The organism is Rhizobium sp. No.120 (assembly GCF_054558365.1).
The window spans coordinates 501,736-519,861 of the sequence record NZ_BAAJNQ010000003.1; the positions used below are offsets into that span (position 1 = coordinate 501,736).

21 protein-coding genes are annotated in these 18,126 nt (G+C 59.6%); 6 read left to right on the forward strand and 15 right to left on the reverse strand.

All coding sequences use genetic code 11. The features are described 5' to 3' along the window. Positions 1-8: 8 nt before the first annotated feature. From ACYJRZ_RS13155 to ACYJRZ_RS13175, 5 genes are all read right to left on the reverse strand, one after another. Entirely contained in the window at positions 9-347 is a 339-nt protein-coding gene (locus tag ACYJRZ_RS13155; RefSeq protein WP_041677339.1) for an integration host factor subunit alpha, read from the reverse strand. A gap of 107 nt (positions 348-454) precedes the next feature. Further along, positions 455-1,426, reverse strand: a complete 972-nt coding sequence (locus ACYJRZ_RS13160) for a beta-ketoacyl-ACP synthase III (protein ID WP_459459325.1) — start codon at positions 1,424-1,426, stop codon at positions 455-457. A 19-nt stretch (positions 1,427-1,445) separates the two neighbouring features. After that, positions 1,446-2,492, reverse strand: a complete 1,047-nt coding sequence (plsX, locus tag ACYJRZ_RS13165) for a phosphate acyltransferase PlsX (protein ID WP_459459327.1) — start codon at positions 2,490-2,492, stop codon at positions 1,446-1,448. Between the two features lie 102 nt (positions 2,493-2,594). After that, positions 2,595-3,152 (reverse strand): YceD family protein, encoded by a 558-nt coding sequence (locus tag ACYJRZ_RS13170; protein WP_459459329.1) that lies wholly within the window; start codon positions 3,150-3,152, stop codon positions 2,595-2,597. 9 nt (positions 3,153-3,161) lie between these two features. Then, positions 3,162-3,719, reverse strand: a complete 558-nt coding sequence (locus tag ACYJRZ_RS13175) for a ubiquinol-cytochrome C chaperone family protein (protein WP_459459331.1) — start codon at positions 3,717-3,719, stop codon at positions 3,162-3,164. A 280-nt stretch (positions 3,720-3,999) separates the two neighbouring features. Between ACYJRZ_RS13175 and ACYJRZ_RS13180 the strand changes: the two genes are divergently transcribed. After that, complete coding sequence (locus ACYJRZ_RS13180; protein WP_459459333.1) at positions 4,000-4,509, forward strand: outer membrane protein assembly factor BamE; 510 nt, start codon at positions 4,000-4,002, stop codon at positions 4,507-4,509. A 72-nt stretch (positions 4,510-4,581) separates the two neighbouring features. On the opposite strand, the gene ACYJRZ_RS13185 is transcribed toward ACYJRZ_RS13180, so the two are convergent. From ACYJRZ_RS13185 to ribH, 3 genes are all read right to left on the reverse strand, one after another. Next, the gene (locus ACYJRZ_RS13185) at positions 4,582-6,720 is read right to left on the reverse strand and encodes a sodium-translocating pyrophosphatase (RefSeq protein ID WP_459459335.1); all 2,139 of its coding nucleotides are present in this window, start codon (positions 6,718-6,720) and stop codon (positions 4,582-4,584) included. A 249-nt stretch (positions 6,721-6,969) separates the two neighbouring features. Continuing rightward, on the reverse strand, positions 6,970-7,452 hold the full coding sequence (nusB, locus tag ACYJRZ_RS13190) for a transcription antitermination factor NusB (RefSeq protein ID WP_047627120.1): 483 nt from the start codon (positions 7,450-7,452) through the stop codon (positions 6,970-6,972). Positions 7,453-7,455: 3 nt separating this feature from the next. Beyond that, on the reverse strand, positions 7,456-7,911 hold the full coding sequence (gene ribH, locus ACYJRZ_RS13195; RefSeq protein WP_015339431.1) for a 6,7-dimethyl-8-ribityllumazine synthase: 456 nt from the start codon (positions 7,909-7,911) through the stop codon (positions 7,456-7,458). A gap of 197 nt (positions 7,912-8,108) precedes the next feature. Between ribH and ACYJRZ_RS13200 the strand changes: the two genes are divergently transcribed. From ACYJRZ_RS13200 to ACYJRZ_RS13210, 3 genes are read left to right on the forward strand one after another with little or no spacing between them, the layout of a single operon-like run. After that, positions 8,109-8,618, forward strand: a complete 510-nt coding sequence (locus ACYJRZ_RS13200; RefSeq protein ID WP_459459337.1) for a cupin domain-containing protein — start codon at positions 8,109-8,111, stop codon at positions 8,616-8,618. Positions 8,619-8,654: 36 nt separating this feature from the next. Continuing rightward, complete coding sequence (locus ACYJRZ_RS13205; protein ID WP_459459339.1) at positions 8,655-9,194, forward strand: GNAT family N-acetyltransferase; 540 nt, start codon at positions 8,655-8,657, stop codon at positions 9,192-9,194. Next, on the forward strand, positions 9,194-9,676 hold the full coding sequence (locus tag ACYJRZ_RS13210; protein ID WP_459459610.1) for a GNAT family N-acetyltransferase: 483 nt from the start codon (positions 9,194-9,196) through the stop codon (positions 9,674-9,676). Before ACYJRZ_RS13205 ends, ACYJRZ_RS13210 begins: the two co-directional genes overlap by 1 nt. Positions 9,677-9,729: 53 nt before the next feature. Here the strand turns inward: ACYJRZ_RS13210 and ACYJRZ_RS13215 are convergent, their stop codons facing one another. From ACYJRZ_RS13215 to ACYJRZ_RS13245, 7 genes are all read right to left on the reverse strand, one after another. Next, complete coding sequence (locus ACYJRZ_RS13215) at positions 9,730-10,353, reverse strand: riboflavin synthase (protein ID WP_459459341.1); 624 nt, start codon at positions 10,351-10,353, stop codon at positions 9,730-9,732. After that, entirely contained in the window at positions 10,353-11,462 is a 1,110-nt protein-coding gene (ribD, locus tag ACYJRZ_RS13220; protein ID WP_459459343.1) for a bifunctional diaminohydroxyphosphoribosylaminopyrimidine deaminase/5-amino-6-(5-phosphoribosylamino)uracil reductase RibD, read from the reverse strand. Before ribD ends, ACYJRZ_RS13215 begins: the two co-directional genes overlap by 1 nt. Positions 11,463-11,464: 2 nt before the next feature. Further along, positions 11,465-11,941: a transcriptional regulator NrdR gene (gene nrdR / locus ACYJRZ_RS13225; protein WP_459459345.1), complete on the reverse strand. Its 477-nt coding sequence runs from the start codon at positions 11,939-11,941 to the stop codon at positions 11,465-11,467. Positions 11,942-11,950: 9 nt separating this feature from the next. Continuing rightward, positions 11,951-13,249 carry a serine hydroxymethyltransferase gene (gene glyA, locus ACYJRZ_RS13230; protein WP_015339424.1) on the reverse strand — a complete coding sequence of 433 codons (1,299 nt, stop codon included), beginning with the start codon at positions 13,247-13,249 and terminating at the stop codon, positions 11,951-11,953. 176 nt (positions 13,250-13,425) lie between these two features. Further along, the gene (locus ACYJRZ_RS13235; protein WP_459459348.1) at positions 13,426-14,739 is read right to left on the reverse strand and encodes a L,D-transpeptidase family protein; all 1,314 of its coding nucleotides are present in this window, start codon (positions 14,737-14,739) and stop codon (positions 13,426-13,428) included. A 511-nt stretch (positions 14,740-15,250) separates the two neighbouring features. Then, positions 15,251-15,766, reverse strand: coding sequence for a transcriptional regulator LdtR (gene ldtR, locus ACYJRZ_RS13240; RefSeq protein ID WP_041677845.1), 516 nt, complete (start codon positions 15,764-15,766; stop codon positions 15,251-15,253). A 132-nt stretch (positions 15,767-15,898) separates the two neighbouring features. Then, a complete protein-coding gene (locus tag ACYJRZ_RS13245; protein WP_113229599.1) occupies positions 15,899-16,339 on the reverse strand; it encodes a DUF6163 family protein in 441 nt (146 codons plus the stop codon). Positions 16,340-16,482: 143 nt separating this feature from the next. On the opposite strand from ACYJRZ_RS13245, the gene hemB reads away from it, so the two are divergent. Further along, positions 16,483-17,496 carry a porphobilinogen synthase gene (gene hemB, locus ACYJRZ_RS13250; protein WP_459459350.1) on the forward strand — a complete coding sequence of 338 codons (1,014 nt, stop codon included), beginning with the start codon at positions 16,483-16,485 and terminating at the stop codon, positions 17,494-17,496. A 76-nt stretch (positions 17,497-17,572) separates the two neighbouring features. After that, positions 17,573-18,031 (forward strand): RDD family protein, encoded by a 459-nt coding sequence (locus tag ACYJRZ_RS13255; protein ID WP_113229597.1) that lies wholly within the window; start codon positions 17,573-17,575, stop codon positions 18,029-18,031. Positions 18,032-18,126: the final 95 nt, after the last annotated feature.

Genomic DNA, 18,126 nt, shown 5'->3' on the forward strand with positions numbered 1-18,126 from the left:
ACGATGGATCAGGAGGCGGGATTTGCCGGCTTGGTCTTGGCCTTGCGGCTGGTATGGGCCTTCAGGATACGGGTCTTTAGGACGTTCGACGCCTTGAAGGTCATGACACGCCGCGGAGAGATCGGCACTTCCTCGCCAGTCTTCGGATTGCGGCCAATGCGCTCATTCTTGTCACGCACCTGGAATGTCGCAAACGAGGATAGCTTTACCGTTTCTCCGCGCACGATCGCGTTGCAAATTTCATCGATCACAGTCTCGACGAGTTCCGCCGACTCCGTTCTGGAGAGACCGACTTTCCGGAATACCGACTCCGCCAGGTCTGCGCGCGTCACTGTCTTGCCCGTCATAGCTCCCCGCCCATTTTGCTGCGTAATCTTCTTCAAGTTTTGCGAGACTATTGCCGTTGCGCCGAGCGGTCAAGCTCTTGTTCGGAACGGCTTTTAGAGATGCGACGCTACCAGCGCAGCAGGACAGCGCCCCAGGTGAAGCCACCTCCCATGGCCTCTAGCATCACCAGATCGCCTTTCTTGATCCTCCCGTCACCGGCGGCGACGGCAAGCGCAAGCGGGATGGATGCGGCCGACGTGTTGCCGTGAAGGTCCACGGTGACCACAACCTTTTCGGGAGCAATTCCGAGCTTCTTGGCGGAGCCATCGATGATGCGGCGGTTGGCCTGATGCGGCACGAGCCAGTCGAGATCCTCGGGCGTGGTGCCCGTTGCATCGAATGCGGCCTGGATGACGTCGGTGATCATGCCGACGGCGTGCTTGAAGACCTCACGACCCGCCATATGCAGGACACCGACCGTTCCCGTTGTTGACGGGCCGCCATCGACATAGAGCTTGTCCTTGTGCGAACCGTCGGAGCGCAGGCTTGCCGTCAGCACGCCGCGGTCGCTATTGGCGCCACTCCCCTCACCGGCCTCCAGGATCAGCGCGCCGGCACCATCGCCAAAGAGCACGCAGGTCGTGCGGTCGGTCCAATTGAGAATGCGTGAAAATGTCTCGGCGCCGATGACGAGGACGCGCTTGGCAAGGCCGCCGCGAATATAGGCGTCGGCCGTGGTCACGGCATAGACGAAGCCGGTGCAGACGGCCTGGACATCGAAGGCGAAGCCGTGATTCATGCCAAGCCGGTTCTGGATATTCACCGCCGTTGCAGGAAAAGTGTTATCCGGCGTCGAGGTGGCAACGATGATCAGATCGAGATCATCCGGCGTCATGCCAGCATTGGCGAGAGCAGCACGCGCCGCCTGCTCGCCCAGCGAAGCCGTGGTTTCGCCTTCGCCGGCGATATAGCGCTGACGAATGCCGGAGCGCTGGACGATCCAGTCATCGCTGGTATCGACGACCTGCTCCATTTCGGCATTGGTCATGACGCGTTTTGGGAGCGCCGCCCCAAAACCGCGAACAATTGAACGGATCATTCTGCTCGTACCCCGTCTCTCATGCCGCTTCCGGCCCGATCGGGGGCAGCCGTTTGGCATGGTATCTCTTCAAATCGTTTTCGATTTTCTGTGTGAGCCCATTCTTCGCCATATCATAGCCGACATCAATGGCGGCTGCGAAGGCTTCGACATTCGCACCACCATGGCTCTTGATGACGATGCCGTTGAGGCCGAGAAAGACGCCGCCATTGACCTTACTGGGATCGAGCTTCTCGCGCAGCAGGTCGAAGGCACCCTTGGCTAATACATAGCCGATGCGCGCAAGCAGCGTGCGCGACATGGCGGCGCGCAGATAGGCGCCGATCTGTTTTGCCGTGCCTTCGGCCGCCTTCAATGCGATATTGCCGGAAAAGCCTTCCGTGACCACGACATCGACGGTACCCTTGCCGATATCGTCGCCCTCGACGAAGCCGTAATATTCAAGCGATTCGAGATTGGCTTCGCGGATCAGGCGCCCAGCGTCCTTGACCTCTTCCTGACCCTTGATTTCCTCGACGCCGACATTCAGCAGGCCGACCGTCGGCCGCTCGATCTCGAAGAGCGCGCGCGCCATGGCGCCGCCCATCAGGGCGAAATCGAGCAATTGCTGGGCATCGGCGCCGATCGTGGCGCCGACATCGAGCACAATGCTTTCGCCGCGCAGCGTCGGCCAGATCGCCGCGATTGCCGGGCGTTCGATATTGGCCATGGTGCGGAGGCAGAATTTCGCCATCGCCATCAGCGCGCCGGTGTTGCCGGCGGACACGACGACATCGGCGTCTCCCGCCTTTACCGCCTCGATCGAGCGCCACATGCTGGAGACGTAGCGGCCGCGGCGAAGCGCCTGGCTCGGCTTTTCATCCATGCTGATGGCAACGTCGCATTCGTGAAAGACCGATTTTTCGCGAAGCTTGGGATATTTGGCGAGGACCGCGTCGCAGCGCTCCTTCTGTCCGTACATGATGAATGTAATATCGGGATGCCTATCCAGCGCCTTGGCCGCGCCGGGAACAACAACCTCAGGGCCGAAGTCGCCACCCATTAGGTCAAGAGAAATTCTGATCACGCGTCCCTAGTCCTTTTTCTCCGCCGCGACGGGCGAATTTGGCGTCAAAATACCGTTTTCTCCCCCGGTTACAACTGAATTGTGCTCGAATGGCACCGGGGCCTATTCCTTTTTCCAGTCTTTCAGAACGGCAAAGGGCGAAGGCTTTCTGTCGTCTTCACCGGTATCTTCAATATGCGCTTCGAACTCGACGCCGGGCTTACGCGGATAGGGATCGATGGCAAGGGCGGCAAACTCCGCAACGACCGCACCGGCGTCGATCGTATCGCCGGTGAAGGTCTCCGGAAGATCCGGACCATCGGGATCAAGTATCATTTCTCCAGCATCAACAGACGGCGCACGCGCCAGTTTGGAATCCTCGGGCACGAATATGTGCTCGAAGTCCTCATCGATATCAGATTCGACCGGCTCAAGTGTGACAACGCAAGCCTGAACGATCTTTGCCTTCACATTGCCCTTGATGCGCACGCCGTCGCGCTTCCAGCGCGAAATCTTGAGATCGGCTTCGAGCTTGCCGACCGAGAGAACGTTCCAGAGGGCGGCGAGCCCAACGAGTTCGCGATCATCAGCCTCGATGTGCACATCCACCGGATTGGCCGAGATATGCCCTACCTTCACCGGATAGGAAAACGGCGTTTCATCGGAGTCATGTCTTTTCATTTTTATCTCCTAACCGGCCTGTTGACCGACTTTGCCTGGCGCCGGCAGCGTCGCCGAGCCCGTGGCGATCTCATCTTCCGTCACGGTCGCCAGATGCGCCTCCGCGATCATCATCCAATCGGCCAATGCACTCATGGAAGCCGCGGCCTCATTCGCCTTGGGATAGATGTTGCGCTGTAGCGCCGCGGCGAGCGCGGCGCGATCATCGGCATTCATGGCACTCGCATAGCTTTCGAGGCGTCCATAGAACATGCCGGCCAGTTTCTTCATGCGCTTTGGCACGCTATTGTCGCCTATCCCAAGCTCGCGGATCGAATAATCGATATCCTCGAAGAAAGCATCCACAATTTCCTGCGCCAGCTCCTGGCCGCTTGTCGCCGAAGACCGTGTACGGCGGAAAAACAGGATCATCATGACAGACAGCAATTCGAAACGACCCATCACCGTATCGGGCACGCCGTAATCGGTATAGAAAACCGGCTGCCGCGCCATGGATGTCAGAACCTCGTACTGCCTGACCACGATGATCTGATTGTGATTTCTTTTGCGGAAGAGCCCAAAAATCATGAAAATTCCCGGAATTGGCTCCCTCGGAGCGCGCCGATTTTGCTTGGCCTTGTTGCATCCACGCAAAAGCTGGTTTACCGAAGCAGGCGCGAATTGCAATGCCGTTTGTGCCCGCTTCGAGGCTCCAGCCCCTACCGTCGTCACGTTGTGCATGATCGGTGACGAAGAGTGCCGAACAACATGATTGTGCCTTTAGCCATCGCGGAAAGGCCACAATGATGTGCACAGCAAGGTCATACCGGCCGTCCGGCCATCGGATTGATTCATTAGGGGAGATGAGATGTCGTTGACCAGACGGTATTTCAAGTCTGACATTACTTTCAGCAGCACTGCCGCCATCGCCCTGGTGATTGCGACCATGGGCCTTTCCGGTTGCAAGACCAGCGAGGTCATGAACAACGGCTACATCTTCGATCCGCAGTCGCTGGCGCTCGCGCCAGTCGGATCGAGCCGCGAGCAGGTTCTGCTCTCGCTCGGCACGCCGTCAACCACAGCGACCTTCGATGGAGAGGTTTTCTACTACATCTCTCAGAAGCGCACCCGCGCTGCTGCCTTCATGAAGCCGAAGCTCGTCGACCAGAACATTCTGGCGATCTATTTCGACAAGGACGGCATCGTGAAGCAGGAAGCCAATTATACGCTGAAGGACGGCAGGGTCTTCGACATGATCAGCCGCACAACGCCGACCGGCGGCCGCGACATCACCTTCCTGCAACAGATCCTCCAGGGCAGCGGCAACGGCGTCAACGGCGCAAGGAACTTCCTTAACAACCTCAACCCAGGCCAATAAGCCGGGCTACTATCTCAACGAAAAACCCGCGAGGCGCAGTGCCCCGCGGGTTTTCTTTTGCACTCGGTTTGCTTAGCCGGCGAGAATGGCAAGCAGAAGCAGGGCCACGATGTTCGTGATCTTGATCGCCGGATTGACTGCCGGGCCTGCCGTATCCTTGTAGGGATCGCCGACGGTGTCACCCGTGACCGAAGCTTTGTGAGCTTCCGATCCCTTCATGTGACGCGTGCCGTCCTTGTCGACGAAACCGTCCTCGAAGCTCTTCTTGGCATTGTCCCATGCTCCACCGCCCGACGTCATCGAAATGGCGACGAAGAGGCCGTTGATGATCACGCCGAGCAGCGAGGCGCCGAGAGCGGCAAAGGCGGATGCCTTGGAGCCGGAGAGCAGCAGGACGCCGAAATAGACGACGACGGGCGCCAGAACCGGCAGTAGCGACGGGATGATCATTTCTCGAATGGCAGCCTTGGTCAGCAGATCGACAGCGCGGCCATAGTCAGGGCGTTCCGTGCCCTGCATGATGCCCGGCTTCTCGCGAAACTGCTTGCGAACCTCCTCCACGATCGCCCCTGCGGCACGGCCGACAGCAGTCATGGCGATACCGCCGAAGAGATAGGGTATAAGCCCGCCGAACAGCAGACCGGCAACGACATAGGGATTAGAAAGCTCGAACGAGATCGTGCCGATATTGGCGAAGTACGGGTATTTATCCCCGTGGGCGGCAAAATACTGCAGGTCGTTCGCATAGGCGGCAAACAAGACCAGTGCACCGAGGCCGGCCGAGCCGATGGCATAACCCTTGGTGACCGCCTTGGTGGTATTGCCGACGGCATCCAGTGCGTCAGTGGATTTGCGCACTTCCGGCGGAAGATGCGACATTTCCGCGATGCCGCCGGCATTGTCGGTGACGGGGCCGAAGGCGTCGAGGGCGACGATCATGCCGGCAAGACCGAGCATGGCGGTAACCGCAATACCCGTGCCGAACAGGCCGCCGAGCTGGTAGGTGGCGATGATGCCGCCGACGATGACGATCGCCGGCAGCGCCGTCGATTCGAGCGATACGGCAAGGCCCTGGATGACATTGGTGCCGTGACCGGTGACCGATGCCTGGGCGATGGAATTGACCGGCCGCTTGTTCGTACCGGTATAGTATTCGGTAATCACGACGATTAGTGCCGTGACGATAAGGCCGACTATGCCGCAGATGAAGAGTTTCGTGCCGGTGATGTCGAAGCCAGCGACGGTGCCGACTGACCCCCAGCCGATGGTCAGCGAAGTGGCTGCACCAAGGCCGATGATCGACAGAACACCGGTCGCGATAAGGCCCTTGTAGAGAGCCCCCATGATCGAACCATTGACACCGAGCTTGACGAAGAAGGTGCCGATGATCGAGGTAATGATGCATGCGCCGCAGATTGCCAGCGGATAGATCATGGCCGAGACGAGCAGCGGCGAGCCGGCGAAGAAGATCGCGGCGAGAACCATCGTGGCGACCACGGACACGGCATAGGTTTCGAACAGGTCGGCTGCCATGCCGGCGCAATCGCCGACATTGTCGCCGACGTTGTCGGCGATGGTAGCGGGATTGCGCGGATCGTCCTCCGGAATGCCGGCCTCGACCTTACCGACAAGATCGCCGCCGACATCCGCACCCTTGGTGAAAATGCCGCCGCCGAGACGGGCGAAGATCGAAATCAGCGAAGCTCCGAAACCAAGGGCGACGAGCGCGTCGATGACATCGCGCGAGCCAGCTTCGTGACCGAGAATACCGGTCAGGACGTAGAAGTAGATAGAGACGCCGAGCAAGGCGAGGCCCGCGACCAGCATGCCGGTAATGGCGCCTGACTTGAAAGCGATGTCGAGGCCTGCGGAAAGGCTCTGCGACGAGGCTTGCGCCGTGCGGACATTGGCGCGCACGGAGACATGCATGCCGATAAAACCTGCGGCGCCTGAGAGGATTGCGCCGATCAGGAAGCCGAAAGCGGCTTCGGACGACAAGAGAAACCAAGCCGCGATGAAAACGATGATCCCGACGATGGCGATGGTTCTATATTGGCGAGCCAGATAGGCTTGCGCTCCTTCACGAATATACCCGGCAATCTCCTGCATGCGGGCATTGCCCTGATCGGCAGCGAGCACCGACCGGGTTGCCCATACGGCATAGATAACCGAGAGCAGTCCGCATGCGATCACTCCTAAAAGAATCGACATTTCGCTTTTTCCCTCCAAAAAAGCCGGCGGTTCACTCCTCCCCCGGCCGCCTGCGACATCTGTCGATCCCCTCCTCCAGGAAGATCGACAGATGTGCAGTTGCGAGATTGATGGCGGGACAACGTCGCGTCAAGACCGTCCGCGGGTAAAACACCCGCAGAAGGTTCAAAAGAATATTCGAAGATGAATTCAGGCGCGAACGAAGGAAACGAAAATGCGTAGCGCTACGATCCGAGTGTTCGACGAAGCTTATTTCTTGGCTTCGCCGCGAACCTGCTTGGCGATTCGATCGAGGACGGCGTTGACGAGTTTCGGTTCATCCTCCTCGAAGAAGGCATGGGCGATCTCAACATATTCAGTGACGATGACAGGAACCGGCACGTCTTTGCGGTCGATTAGCTCGAAAGTGCCGGCGCGCAGGATGGCGCGCACGGTGCTATCGAGACGCGACAATGCCCAGTCATCCTGAAGCGCAGAGCCGATCAGCGGATCGAGCCGGGTCTGCTCACGCACGACACCCGATACGATCGAGCGGAACCAGGAGGCATCGGCCTTCAGATAGGTCTCGCCATCCAGCTCCTGACCCAGGCGGTGCGCCTCGTATTCAGCCACCACCTCCAGAACGCCGGTTCCGCCGATATCCATCTGATAGAGCGCCTGCACCGCCGCAAGACGCGCGGCACCCCGCTGGTTCGCGGGCTTTGCCGGTCGCTCGTTATCCTGATTGCTCATCTATTATGCACCCAACTTCTCTTTCAGCGCGATCATGGTCAGCGCCGCACGGGCGGCAAAACCGCCCTTGTCCTTATCCGAACGGCGCACACGCGCCCATGCCTGCTCATCGTTTTCAACGGTGAGGATACCATTGCCGATCGCGAGGGATTCGCTGACGGCCAGATCCATCAGCGCCCGCGAGGATTCATTGGCAACGATATCGAAATGATAGGTCTCGCCACGGATGACCATGCCGAGAGCGACGTAGCCGTCATAAACCACGTTGCCATTGTCGCCGCCATCGAGCGCCATGGCAATCGCTGCTGGGATCTCCAGTGCGCCGGGCACGGTCACGATATCGTAAGTCGCGCCAGCCTCGTCGAGAGCGGCCTTGGCGCCATCGAGCAGGGCATCGGCCATATCGTCATAGAAGCGAGCTTCGACGATAAGGATATGTGCATTGGAAGAGCTGGTCATACATCACCTGCAATTTGAGAGGGCGCGGCACCTTGTTAGGCCGGGTCAAACCACGGCGGGCCTCGCTTGGCAAGTGTTTTTCAATGGCCCGGGCCGATTCCGGGCCTATTTGGAAATGATCGGCGCTCCTTAGAAATTGTGGCTTCCGCACACGCAACCGCTTCGATAATAATTTGCATCCTGCGAAGGGGAGGCTCATGACCAAGAAATCCGCACCTGCCGTCAATGTCGGCGAGCTTGAACTGGAACATTGGCAGCAAGGCAGCTTCTTTGCCGGCAGCGACACGTCCTTCGGGGCGAAGCTCGGGCTGAAACAGCTCGGCATCAGCTACAATGAGGTGCCGCCGGGCAAATCCGGCTGCCCGTTTCACAATCATCACGTCGAGGAGGAGATGTTCGTCATTCTCGACGGCGAAGGCGAATACCGCTTCGGCGACCAGCGTATCATGGTCAGCAAGGGCGATGTTCTGGGAGCCCCGGCCGGCGGTCCGGAAACGGCGCACCAGCTGATCAATATCGGCCCCGGTGTGCTTACCTATCTCGCCATTTCTACAAAAGCTCGAACCGAGATCGTCGAATATCCCGACTCCGGCAAGTTCCTGGCGAAAACCTATAGCGACGGCAAGACGGCGTTTCGTGCCATCGGCCGAGCCGCCACCACAAATCTCGACTATTGGGACGGTGAACCCGGCGCCTCGAACGACTGATCAGCACCAAAACCCTTTTCGGCAAAGACCTGTTCGATGACCCCTATACCGACACTGACAACGGACCGGCTCCTGTTGCGCGGTCACACACTTGATGATTTCGATGAGTTCCTTGAGCTCTGGAAAAACAAAGATATCGTCCGCTTCATAGGCGGGGAAATGCCGACGCGCGAACAGGTCTGGGCCCGTCTCCTGCGCTATGCCGGCCTCTGGCATCATCTCGGCTTCGGCTTCTTTGCCGTCGAGGAACGCCAAAGCGGCCGATTGATCGGCGAGGTGGGATTCCTCGATCTGCATCGCGACATGACGCCAATGACGGAAGGCACACTGGAGGCCGGTTGGGGCATTACGCCGTCGATGCAAGGCAAGGGCTATGCGACGGAAGCCATGAACGCGGCGATCGCCTGGGCGGACAAGCAATTTGCAGGGCGGCGCATGACCTGCATCGTGGACCTCGAGAACGTGCCGTCATTGCGGGTTGCCGAAAAAATCGGCTTCCGCCGCATCGATGAGCTCATGCTCAGGGACAGATCCAACGCCATCTTCGAACGTTGGGCGCTGCAGGGGGAACCATGATGGCAACTTCGCAGAACGGGTTTTCGATCAAACGCTACGAACCAAGCGACGCCCCAGCCACGATCGAGATTTTCCTGCGGGCCATTCGTGAAGTCGCATCGAAAGACTACAGTCCCGAGCAGGTCGCCGCCTGGGCAAGGGTCGATGATGCCGAAGTCTGGTCACAATATCGAGCTAGCCGGCCGACCTGGCTTGCGATTGATGATTCAAAGCCCATCGGCTTCAGCGATCTGAAATCGGACGGCTGCCTGGATATGATGTTCGTTTCGCCCGATTATCAGGGAAAGGGCGTCGCCAGCCTGTTGCTTGAGACGGTCGAGAAAGCCGCCCGAGAACAGGGCCTCTCGCGAATTTTCACCGAGGCTAGTATGACCGCCCGCCCCTTCTTCGAGCGTAGGGGCTTTTGGGTCGTGACCACGCAGCAGGTGCAAAAGCGTGGCCAGATCTTCATCAATTTTCTAATGGAGAAGTCGCTTCGGTAGGAGAACCGAAGCGAGCCAGGGAGCAAATTCCTGGCAATTGAAGATCCTGCGACTCAAGCCTCTTCGCGCGCGACGGGGAATTCCGCCAGCCGTGCGGCGTAGCGCGCCATGGTGTCGACTTCGAAGTTGACGAAGTCGCCGGCCTTGCGTTCGCCCCAGGTCGTGACTTCAAGCGAATGCCGGATGAGCAGCACGTCGAATTCCGTACCCTCGACGGCATTGACCGTCAGCGAGGTACCGTCGAGCGCGACCGAACCCTTCGGCGCGACGAACCTGGCAAGATGTTCTGGCGCGCGCAGGCGGAAGCGCGTAGCCTCGCCCTCTGATGTCACCAACAGGATTTCCGCCTTGCCGTCGATATGGCCGGACACGATGTGGCCGCCAAGCTCGTCGCCGATCTTCAGCGAGCGTTCAAGATTGATCTTGGCGCCTGCTTCCCAGGTGCCGATAGTCGTCAGGCGGAGTGCTTCCTCCCATGCCTCGACCTCAAACCAGCGGCCGTTGCTACCCTCTTCCGGCAGCCCGGTGACTGTCAGGCAGACGCCGGCATGAGAAATCGACGCGCCCATATCGATCGTCGCAGGATCATAGTTGGTGGCAACCCGCAGCTTAATGCCTTCCTTCAAGGGAGAAATGGATTCGACCGTGCCGACGTCGGTGACAATTCCGGTAAACATCAAAAACCTCTTTCGTATTCGTCGCAGAGATCGTCGCCGAAGCGGCTCTGGCCAACATGCATAAATTCAGCTGGGATATTGGATTTCAGAACCGGCGATTCAATACCGCCCTCACCGATCTCGGCAGGACCTTGAAACAGCAGAATACGGTCGACCATTCCAGCATCGAGGAAGCGCCGCGCCGTCTTGGCTCCGCCCTCCAACAACAGCGACGAGATACCACGCGTAGCTAATGCTTCCAGTAGCTCGCCCGGTTCGCTCGAATTGGATTGCAATACCTCCACGCCGGCGTCGTTCAGCGCTGCGCGGCGCGCCAGAAGCGCTTGGTCATTCGTATCGTCGAAAGACGGCGGATAGGCGGCAACGGCGATGACCGGGTATTGGCGTGCCGTCTGCACCAGTTTGCTGCCAAGCGGAAGCTGCAGCTGCTCATCGATGATGATGCGCAGCGGCGTGCGATCCTCCAGGCCGGGAAGCCGGCAGGTTAGTTCAGGATCGTCTGATATCGCCGTGCCGATGCCGACGAGAATGGCGTCGCTTTCGGCCCGCAGCATTTGCACCTCAGCGCGTGCGGTGTCGCCGGTGATGCGAACCTGCCCCGCGCCCGTCTTGCCGATCATGCCATCGGCGGAAATCGCAAGCTTGAGAGTCACATAGGGGCGGTTTCTCGTCTGGCGCATGAGATAACCAGCAAGAGATCGCCTGCCTTCCGTCTCCAACACACCGGTATCGACCTCGATGCCGGCCTCGCGGAGCATGGCGATGCCGCGCCCGGAGACGCGCTGATCGGGATCGGTGACGCTGATGACGACGCGTGCCACGCCGTAAGCGATGAGGGCCTCGGCGCAGGGCGGCGTCTTGCCATAATGCGAGCAGGGCTCAAGCGTCACGTAGGCGGTGGCGCCTCTAGCCCCCTCACCTGCCTCAGCCAGTGCCTGCGGCTCGGCATGCGGCCGGCCGCCAAGCGCGGTCACACCGCTGCCGATAATCACGCCATCCTTGACGATAAGGCAGCCCACGGATGGATTGGTGGACGTCAGCCCCAGATGCTGGCGCGACAGACGGATGGCCGCGGCCATGAAATGCTCGTCCTCGGGCCGCAGCACCATGGTCAAGGATCCAACGGATCGCGGGCGATCTTGGCGTTGATCTCGTCGATCACGTGTTCGAAATCCTCCGCATGCGAGAAATCGCGGTAGACGGAGGCGTAGCGCACAAAGGCGACGTCATCGAGGCTCTTCAGCGCTTCCAGAACCTGCAAGCCGATCTGCTCGGAGCTGATTTCGGTCTCGCCCGAGCTTTCGAGGCGGCGAACGATGCCGGATACGGCCCGCTCGATCCGGTCTCGATCGACCGGGCGCTTGCGCAGCGCGATCTCGAAGGAACGCACCAGCTTGTCGCGATCGAACGGCACCTTGCGGCCCGTCTTCTTCATGACCATGAGTTCGCGCAGCTGTACGCGCTCGAAGGTGGTGAAGCGGCCGCCGCAATCCGGACAAATGCGCCGACGGCGGATGGACGTATTGTCCTCCGCCGGGCGCGAGTCCTTGACCTGGGTGTCTTCTGAGCCGCAGTAAGGGCAGCGCATGCGCTCTCCTTAGCCCATGTAGCCGTACATCGGGAAGCGGTCGGTGAGCTTGACCACTTTCTCGCGCACGGCAGCCTCGACGGCAGCATTACCTTCGTCGGAATTGGCGACCTTCAGGCCATCGAGCACTTCGATGATCAGATTGCCGATTTCACGGAACTCGGCTTCCTTGAAACCGCGCGTCGTGCCGGCCGGCGTGCCAAGGCGAACACCAGAGGTGACGAAGGGCTTTTCAGGGTCGAACGGAATGCCGTTCTTGTTGCAGGTGACGTAGGCACGGCCGAGCGCGGCTTCCGCACGCTTGCCGGTCGCATTCTTCTTGCGCAGGTCGACCAGCATCAGGTGGTTGTCCGTGCCGCCGGAGACGACGTCGACGCCGCCGGAGATCAGCGTTTCGGCAAGAGCCTTGGCGTTCTTGACGATCTGGGCCGCATAGTCCTTGAATTCCGGCTGCAGCGCCTCGCCGAGGGCGACGGCCTTTGCGGCGATGACGTGCATCAGCGGGCCACCCTGGAGGCCGGGGAAGACGGCCGAGTTGAACTTCTTCGCCAGATCCTCATCGTTGGTTAGGATCATGCCGCCGCGCGGGCCGCGCAGCGACTTGTGCGTGGTCGTCGTGGCAACGTGGCAATGCGGGAACGGCGACGGATGCTGGCCGCCGGCAACCAGACCGGCGATGTGGGCCATGTCGACCATCAGATAGGCGCCGACGCTGTCGGCGATCTCGCGGAAGCGCTTCCAGTCCCAGATGCGGGAATAGGCCGTGCCGCCGGCGATGATGAGCTTCGGCTTGGTTTCCTCGGCCTTGCGCTGCACTTCGTCCATGTCGAGCAGGTTGTCGCCTTCGCGCACGCCGTAAGACACGACATTGAACCACTTGCCGGACATGTTGACCGGCGAACCATGCGTCAGGTGACCGCCCGAATTCAGGTCGAGACCCATGAAGGTGTCGCCGGGCTGCAAGAGCGCCAGGAACACAGCCTGGTTCATCTGTGAACCGGAGTTCGGCTGGACGTTGGCGAAGTTGACGCCGAACAGCTTCTTGGCGCGCTCGATGGCGAGTTCCTCGGCGATATCGACATACTGGCAGCCGCCATAATAGCGCTTGCCCGGATATCCCTCGGCATATTTGTTGGTCATGATCGAGCCTTGCGCTTCCAGAACGGCGCGCGAGACGATATTTTCCGAGGCGATCAGTTCGATTTCGTGCCGTTGGCGACCAAGTTCCTTGCCGATCGCACCAAAGATTTCCGGATCGGTATCGGCAAGCGAGCGATTGAAGAAGGGTTCGGTGGACGCATTGGTCATCGTGAAAGCTCCTGAACGGGCCGGAACGGCAATGCTGACGGTATTAGCGCCCGGGTCGCCGGAGAGCAATACGACCAGCGACATTTGCTGGGCAAACTACGCTAGGTGACGCCAGCAAACGAAAAAGCCGCATCCAGAGACGCGGCTTCCATGGGGATCGGGCGCGAAAACGCCGATTATTGAACAGGCTGCTCCATCCCCTGGGTCGTATTGAGCGCCAACTGAGAATTGCCGTCGAGATTGTAGATGTCGTCGCGGAACTGGACGATGCCGTCGCGGGCGCTCCAAGCCGAGATATAGACGAAATAGACAGGCACTTCGGTCGCCAGCTTGATCGGCGTGTTGACGCGGGTGGAGATGACCTGCTCGATGTGCTGACGCGGCCAGCCCGGCGTTTCGGCCAGCAGCCAGGTCGCAAGGTCGCGCACGTTCTGGACGCGCACGCAGCCCGAGCTGTCGAAACGCATCAGCTTGTTGAACAGGCCCTGCTCGGGCGTGTCGTGCATATATTCGTTGTTCGGATTATAAAAATTGATCTTCGTGGACGCCATGGCGTTCGTCTTGCCCGGGTCCTGACGGAACATCAGGTCCGGCGCCTTGTCCGAATTCCAGTCGATCGTTTCGGGAGCGACCTCCTGGCCCTTGCCGTCGAGGAGACGGATGTTGTTTTTCGTCAGATAGGTCGGGTCCTTGCGCATCAACGGCACGATGTCCTTGACGACGATTGAGCGCGGTGCCGTCCAGTACGGGTTGAGGATGACCTCGTAGATCTTCGAATTGATGATATGCGTCGGCCGCGATTCACGGCCGACAATCGCCTGGTGGCGCAGTGCAACCTGACCATCCTCTACGGCCTCGACACGCGTCGCCGGGATGTTGACCATGACGTGACGACGGCCGAGATCGGACGGGAACGTCTGGAGACGAACAAGATTGGTGTTCAGCTGCTGCAGGCGGACATTGGCGGGAATGTTCATCGCTTTCAGCGTGAAATCACCCATGACACCATCTGCCGGCAGGCCGTGGCGGGCCTGGAAGCGCTTGACAGCGCCGTCGACATAGGAGTCGAAGGCAGAGGACATACCAGCCTCACGCGGAAGGTCGCCGGTAATCATCAAATGCTGACGCAGCGACTGTACGGCAGGATCGGTTGCACCGAGCTGCAGCGGCTGCTGGCTTGTCGGATTTACCTGCGGCCATCCGCCGTTGGCGGCAATATTCTGATATTGCGCGATCGCCTGCTGAATATTCGGTACGGAATCTGGCCCGAGGATTGGTGTGTTCGACTGGACAGCGGCGGCGGTGCGCGCCGCGGCCTTGGCGTCGAACTGGTCGTCCCAATTGCCACGGGAGCGATCGTTGATCAGCGCCTCAAGCGGAGTTGCGTTTTGCGCAAGGGCCGGAGCGGCCAGTGCGGCAGCGCCAAGAGTTGCAGCCGACCGCAGGAAAGAGCGGCGCGAAAAGGGTTCAATTCCGTTTTTCTTCGACATATCCTAACCGTTCAACGCTGCGGTCCAATCACGCGCAGCCTAGAGAGGAAGCAGTAAATAGCGCAAGCTCGCGCCAAGTAACGTGGCTCAGTATCAACCCGTTCCCTTAATGCACCACCAAAAACTTGGCCACGAACTATCACAATATCGCGAAGCCAAGACCTTCAGGTCGGAAGATCGTATTTCGAGAACGCTGCCTGCAGTCGATTTCCGCTGTCATAGCAATATGGCCAATTCGTGTCTCCCGGCATGGAACTTGCCTTGCCGCGCGAGTGCGAAAGAAAAGCCAAACTGCATTTGCTAAAATACCACAGCTGCGCGTGGTTCATAACGTGTCTTGAACCGGCGTCAATGGCTTAGCCGCCCGGGGCGTTACATGGGGCGGAAGGTGAAGCGCTGACGTGGCAAAAAGCGCACAGCGGTCAGGGCAGTAACACGTTCAAGCTGGACACGAGGGAACGTGTCCAGCTTGCTTTGACTGGAGGACCGGAGATCGATCCTGAGCCGTAGCTTACATGCGGTAAGCGATGCTGTCGTTCCAGAAGCGGTCGAGGCGCTGCAGTAACTTGTTCATCTGGGTAAATTCGTCGGTGCCGATGCCGCCGACCTTGTCGATCGAGCCGATGTGGCGCTCATAGAGCTTGGCAACGGTTTCGGCGATATCCTGGCCGGTTTCCGTCAGGCTGATGCGGACCGAGCGGCGGTCGATGCGCGAGCGCTGATGGTTGATGAAGCCGAGGTCGACCAGCTTCTTGACGTTGTAGGAAACGTTGGAGCCGAGGTAGAAACCGCGCGAGCGCAGTTCGCCGGCCGTCAGCTCGGAGTTGCCGATATTGAAAAGGAGCAGCGCCTGGACGGCGTTGACGTCGTCGCGACCCTGACGGTCGAACTCGTCCTTGATAACATCAAGCAGGCGGCGGTGCAGACGCTCGACCAGGTGAAGGGATTCCATGTAGAGAGCCCGGATGTCATCAACCTGCTGATCCCGAGCGTTTGCAACTGCCTGCGGCTTGATTTTCGTGTTCATCATGACTTGGCCTCACTCTGTTTGTTTGGCGGTGTCGTTTTCTTCCCGCCTTGAGTGAGACCCTATCGAATACACATAAAATTCTACTTAAACTGCAGGCTTAACAGCACCTTACCAGGACGTGTTGCTGTCTCAGGGTAAATCAACCATTACCTGCTGCTGACGGCGCCTGCGCTTTTCCTGCCATAGCAGGATGCGGAAAAGGCAATAAATCACGGCGACGCAGGCATGCAAGATCATGATCAGCGGATTGGATCCGAATATCTCCGGCCACACCCCATACATCAGTGCCTGCCCACCTGCCGCTACCACCCACATGACCGGCCCCCACGAGACTGTAAGCCACAATCCGAGTGCCGCGACGGGGAAGACAACGGCCAAGCCCGCGCCGGCCACCTTCCACGGCAGCGCCAGCAGATCGAAGCGGGCATGACCTTCCAGCGAGTAGCCGACCAGCATGGCCCAATATTGCAGGCCGAGCCAGAAGCAGGCGATCGCGATCAGCCGCAGGAACAGCACGAACAGGATGTCCGTCAGCGTATTCTTGGGTACGGTCGAAGAATCAGGTTCCATGCGCGAACAATACGTAGGAGGCACGTGCCTCGCCAGAATATAATGGCTGCGGCCTTTCGCCTTGTTTTGAATCCTGGGGACGGCGTGATAGGTACGCGCCCCATATAGAATGCGATAAATAGACGAAGAAGGATGGCGGCATCATGGAGAACAAGACGCATCTCGTTGACGAGATCACAGGTCATCGGCGCATGCGGCGCAACCGCAAGGCCGATTGGACGCGCCGTCTCGTACAGGAAAACCGGTTGACGGTCGACGATCTGATCTGGCCGATCTTCGTGATCCCTGGCACCGGCATCGTCGAGCCGATCCCGGCCATGCCCGGCGTCAACCGCATGACGGTGGACAAGGCCGTGGAAGCGGCCAAGGAAGCGGCCGATCTCGGCATTCCCGCGCTCGCCACATTCCCGAACATCGAAATGGAGTTGCGCGACGAGACCGGCTCCAAAAGCCTTGAGAAGAACAATCTCATCAATCTCGCCACTGCCGCAATCAAGAAGGCTGTTCCGAATATCGGCGTCATCACCGACGTCGCTCTCGACCCTTTCACCAGCCATGGCCATGACGGCATCCTACGCGGCAATGAAATCGTCAATGATGAAACGGTCGAACAGGTGGCGCGGGCGGCGGTCTACCAAGCGGATGCCGGATCAGACATCATCGCGCCTTCGGAAATGATGGACGGTCGCATCGGCGCGATCCGCCAGGCGCTCGATGCCGCGGGACACCAGAGCGTCGGCATCATGAGCTACGCGACGAAATTCAGCTCGGCCTTCTACGGCCCCTACCGCGAGGCGATTTCGACCGGCGGCCTGCTGAAGGGCGACAAGAAGACCTATTATATCGACCCGGCCAACGGCACCGAGGCCGTGCGCGACGCCACGCTCGACGTCGAGGAAGGTGCTGACATGCTGATGGTCAAGCCTGGCCTGCCGTACCTCGACATCTGCTGGCGGCTGAAAGAGGCGTTCGGCCTTCCGACCTTCGCCTATCAGGTCTCCGGCGAATACGCGATGATCAAGGCGGCCGCCGCCAACGGCTGGATCGACGGTGATCGCGTGATGCTCGAAACCCTGCTCGCCTTCAAGCGCGCCGGATGCGACGGCATTCTCACTTATTTCGCTGTTGATGTGGCGCGACATTTGGCGAAGAAATAGCTTCGGGCTGCCGGCTTATTGTATTTGCCGCACCTGATACCATATGTTCGGCAAATGTTTCCCAAGGAGGAAAGCAATGAGCCTGAACCACAGCCCGCTCTATGCAGCACCGGATGACTGGCGCGCCTATAGCGGCGTGCTGAGCCGGCGCATCTTTGCGTTCATCGTCGATTACATCATCGTCGCGCTTCTCTGCATTCCCGCGGCCGTGCTGTTGTTTTTCGTTTCGATCCTGACGTTGGGGCTCGGCTTCTTCCTCTATCCGGTGCTGTTCGTTCTCGTTGCGGGCCTCTATTTCGGCTGGACGCTCGGCGGTCCCTACCAGGCTTCGCTCGGGATGCGCGCCATGGGCCTCACCATGGTTCGTGTCGACGGCCGACGCATGGATTTCCTGACGGCGATCGTCCATCTCGCGCTGTTCTGGATCCTGAACTCCGTCCTGACGCCGCTCATCCTGCTGGTGGGACTCTTTACCGACCGCAGCCGGCTTGTGCATGACCTGCTGCTCGGCACCGTCATCGCTCGAACGGCCTAAAACCACGCATAATCTTGGGGCACCGCACGGATCTCCCGCAGAGCCACTGGCGCGCGGGAGATATTTTTGTGCATGGTCAATTAGGAAACTTCGAT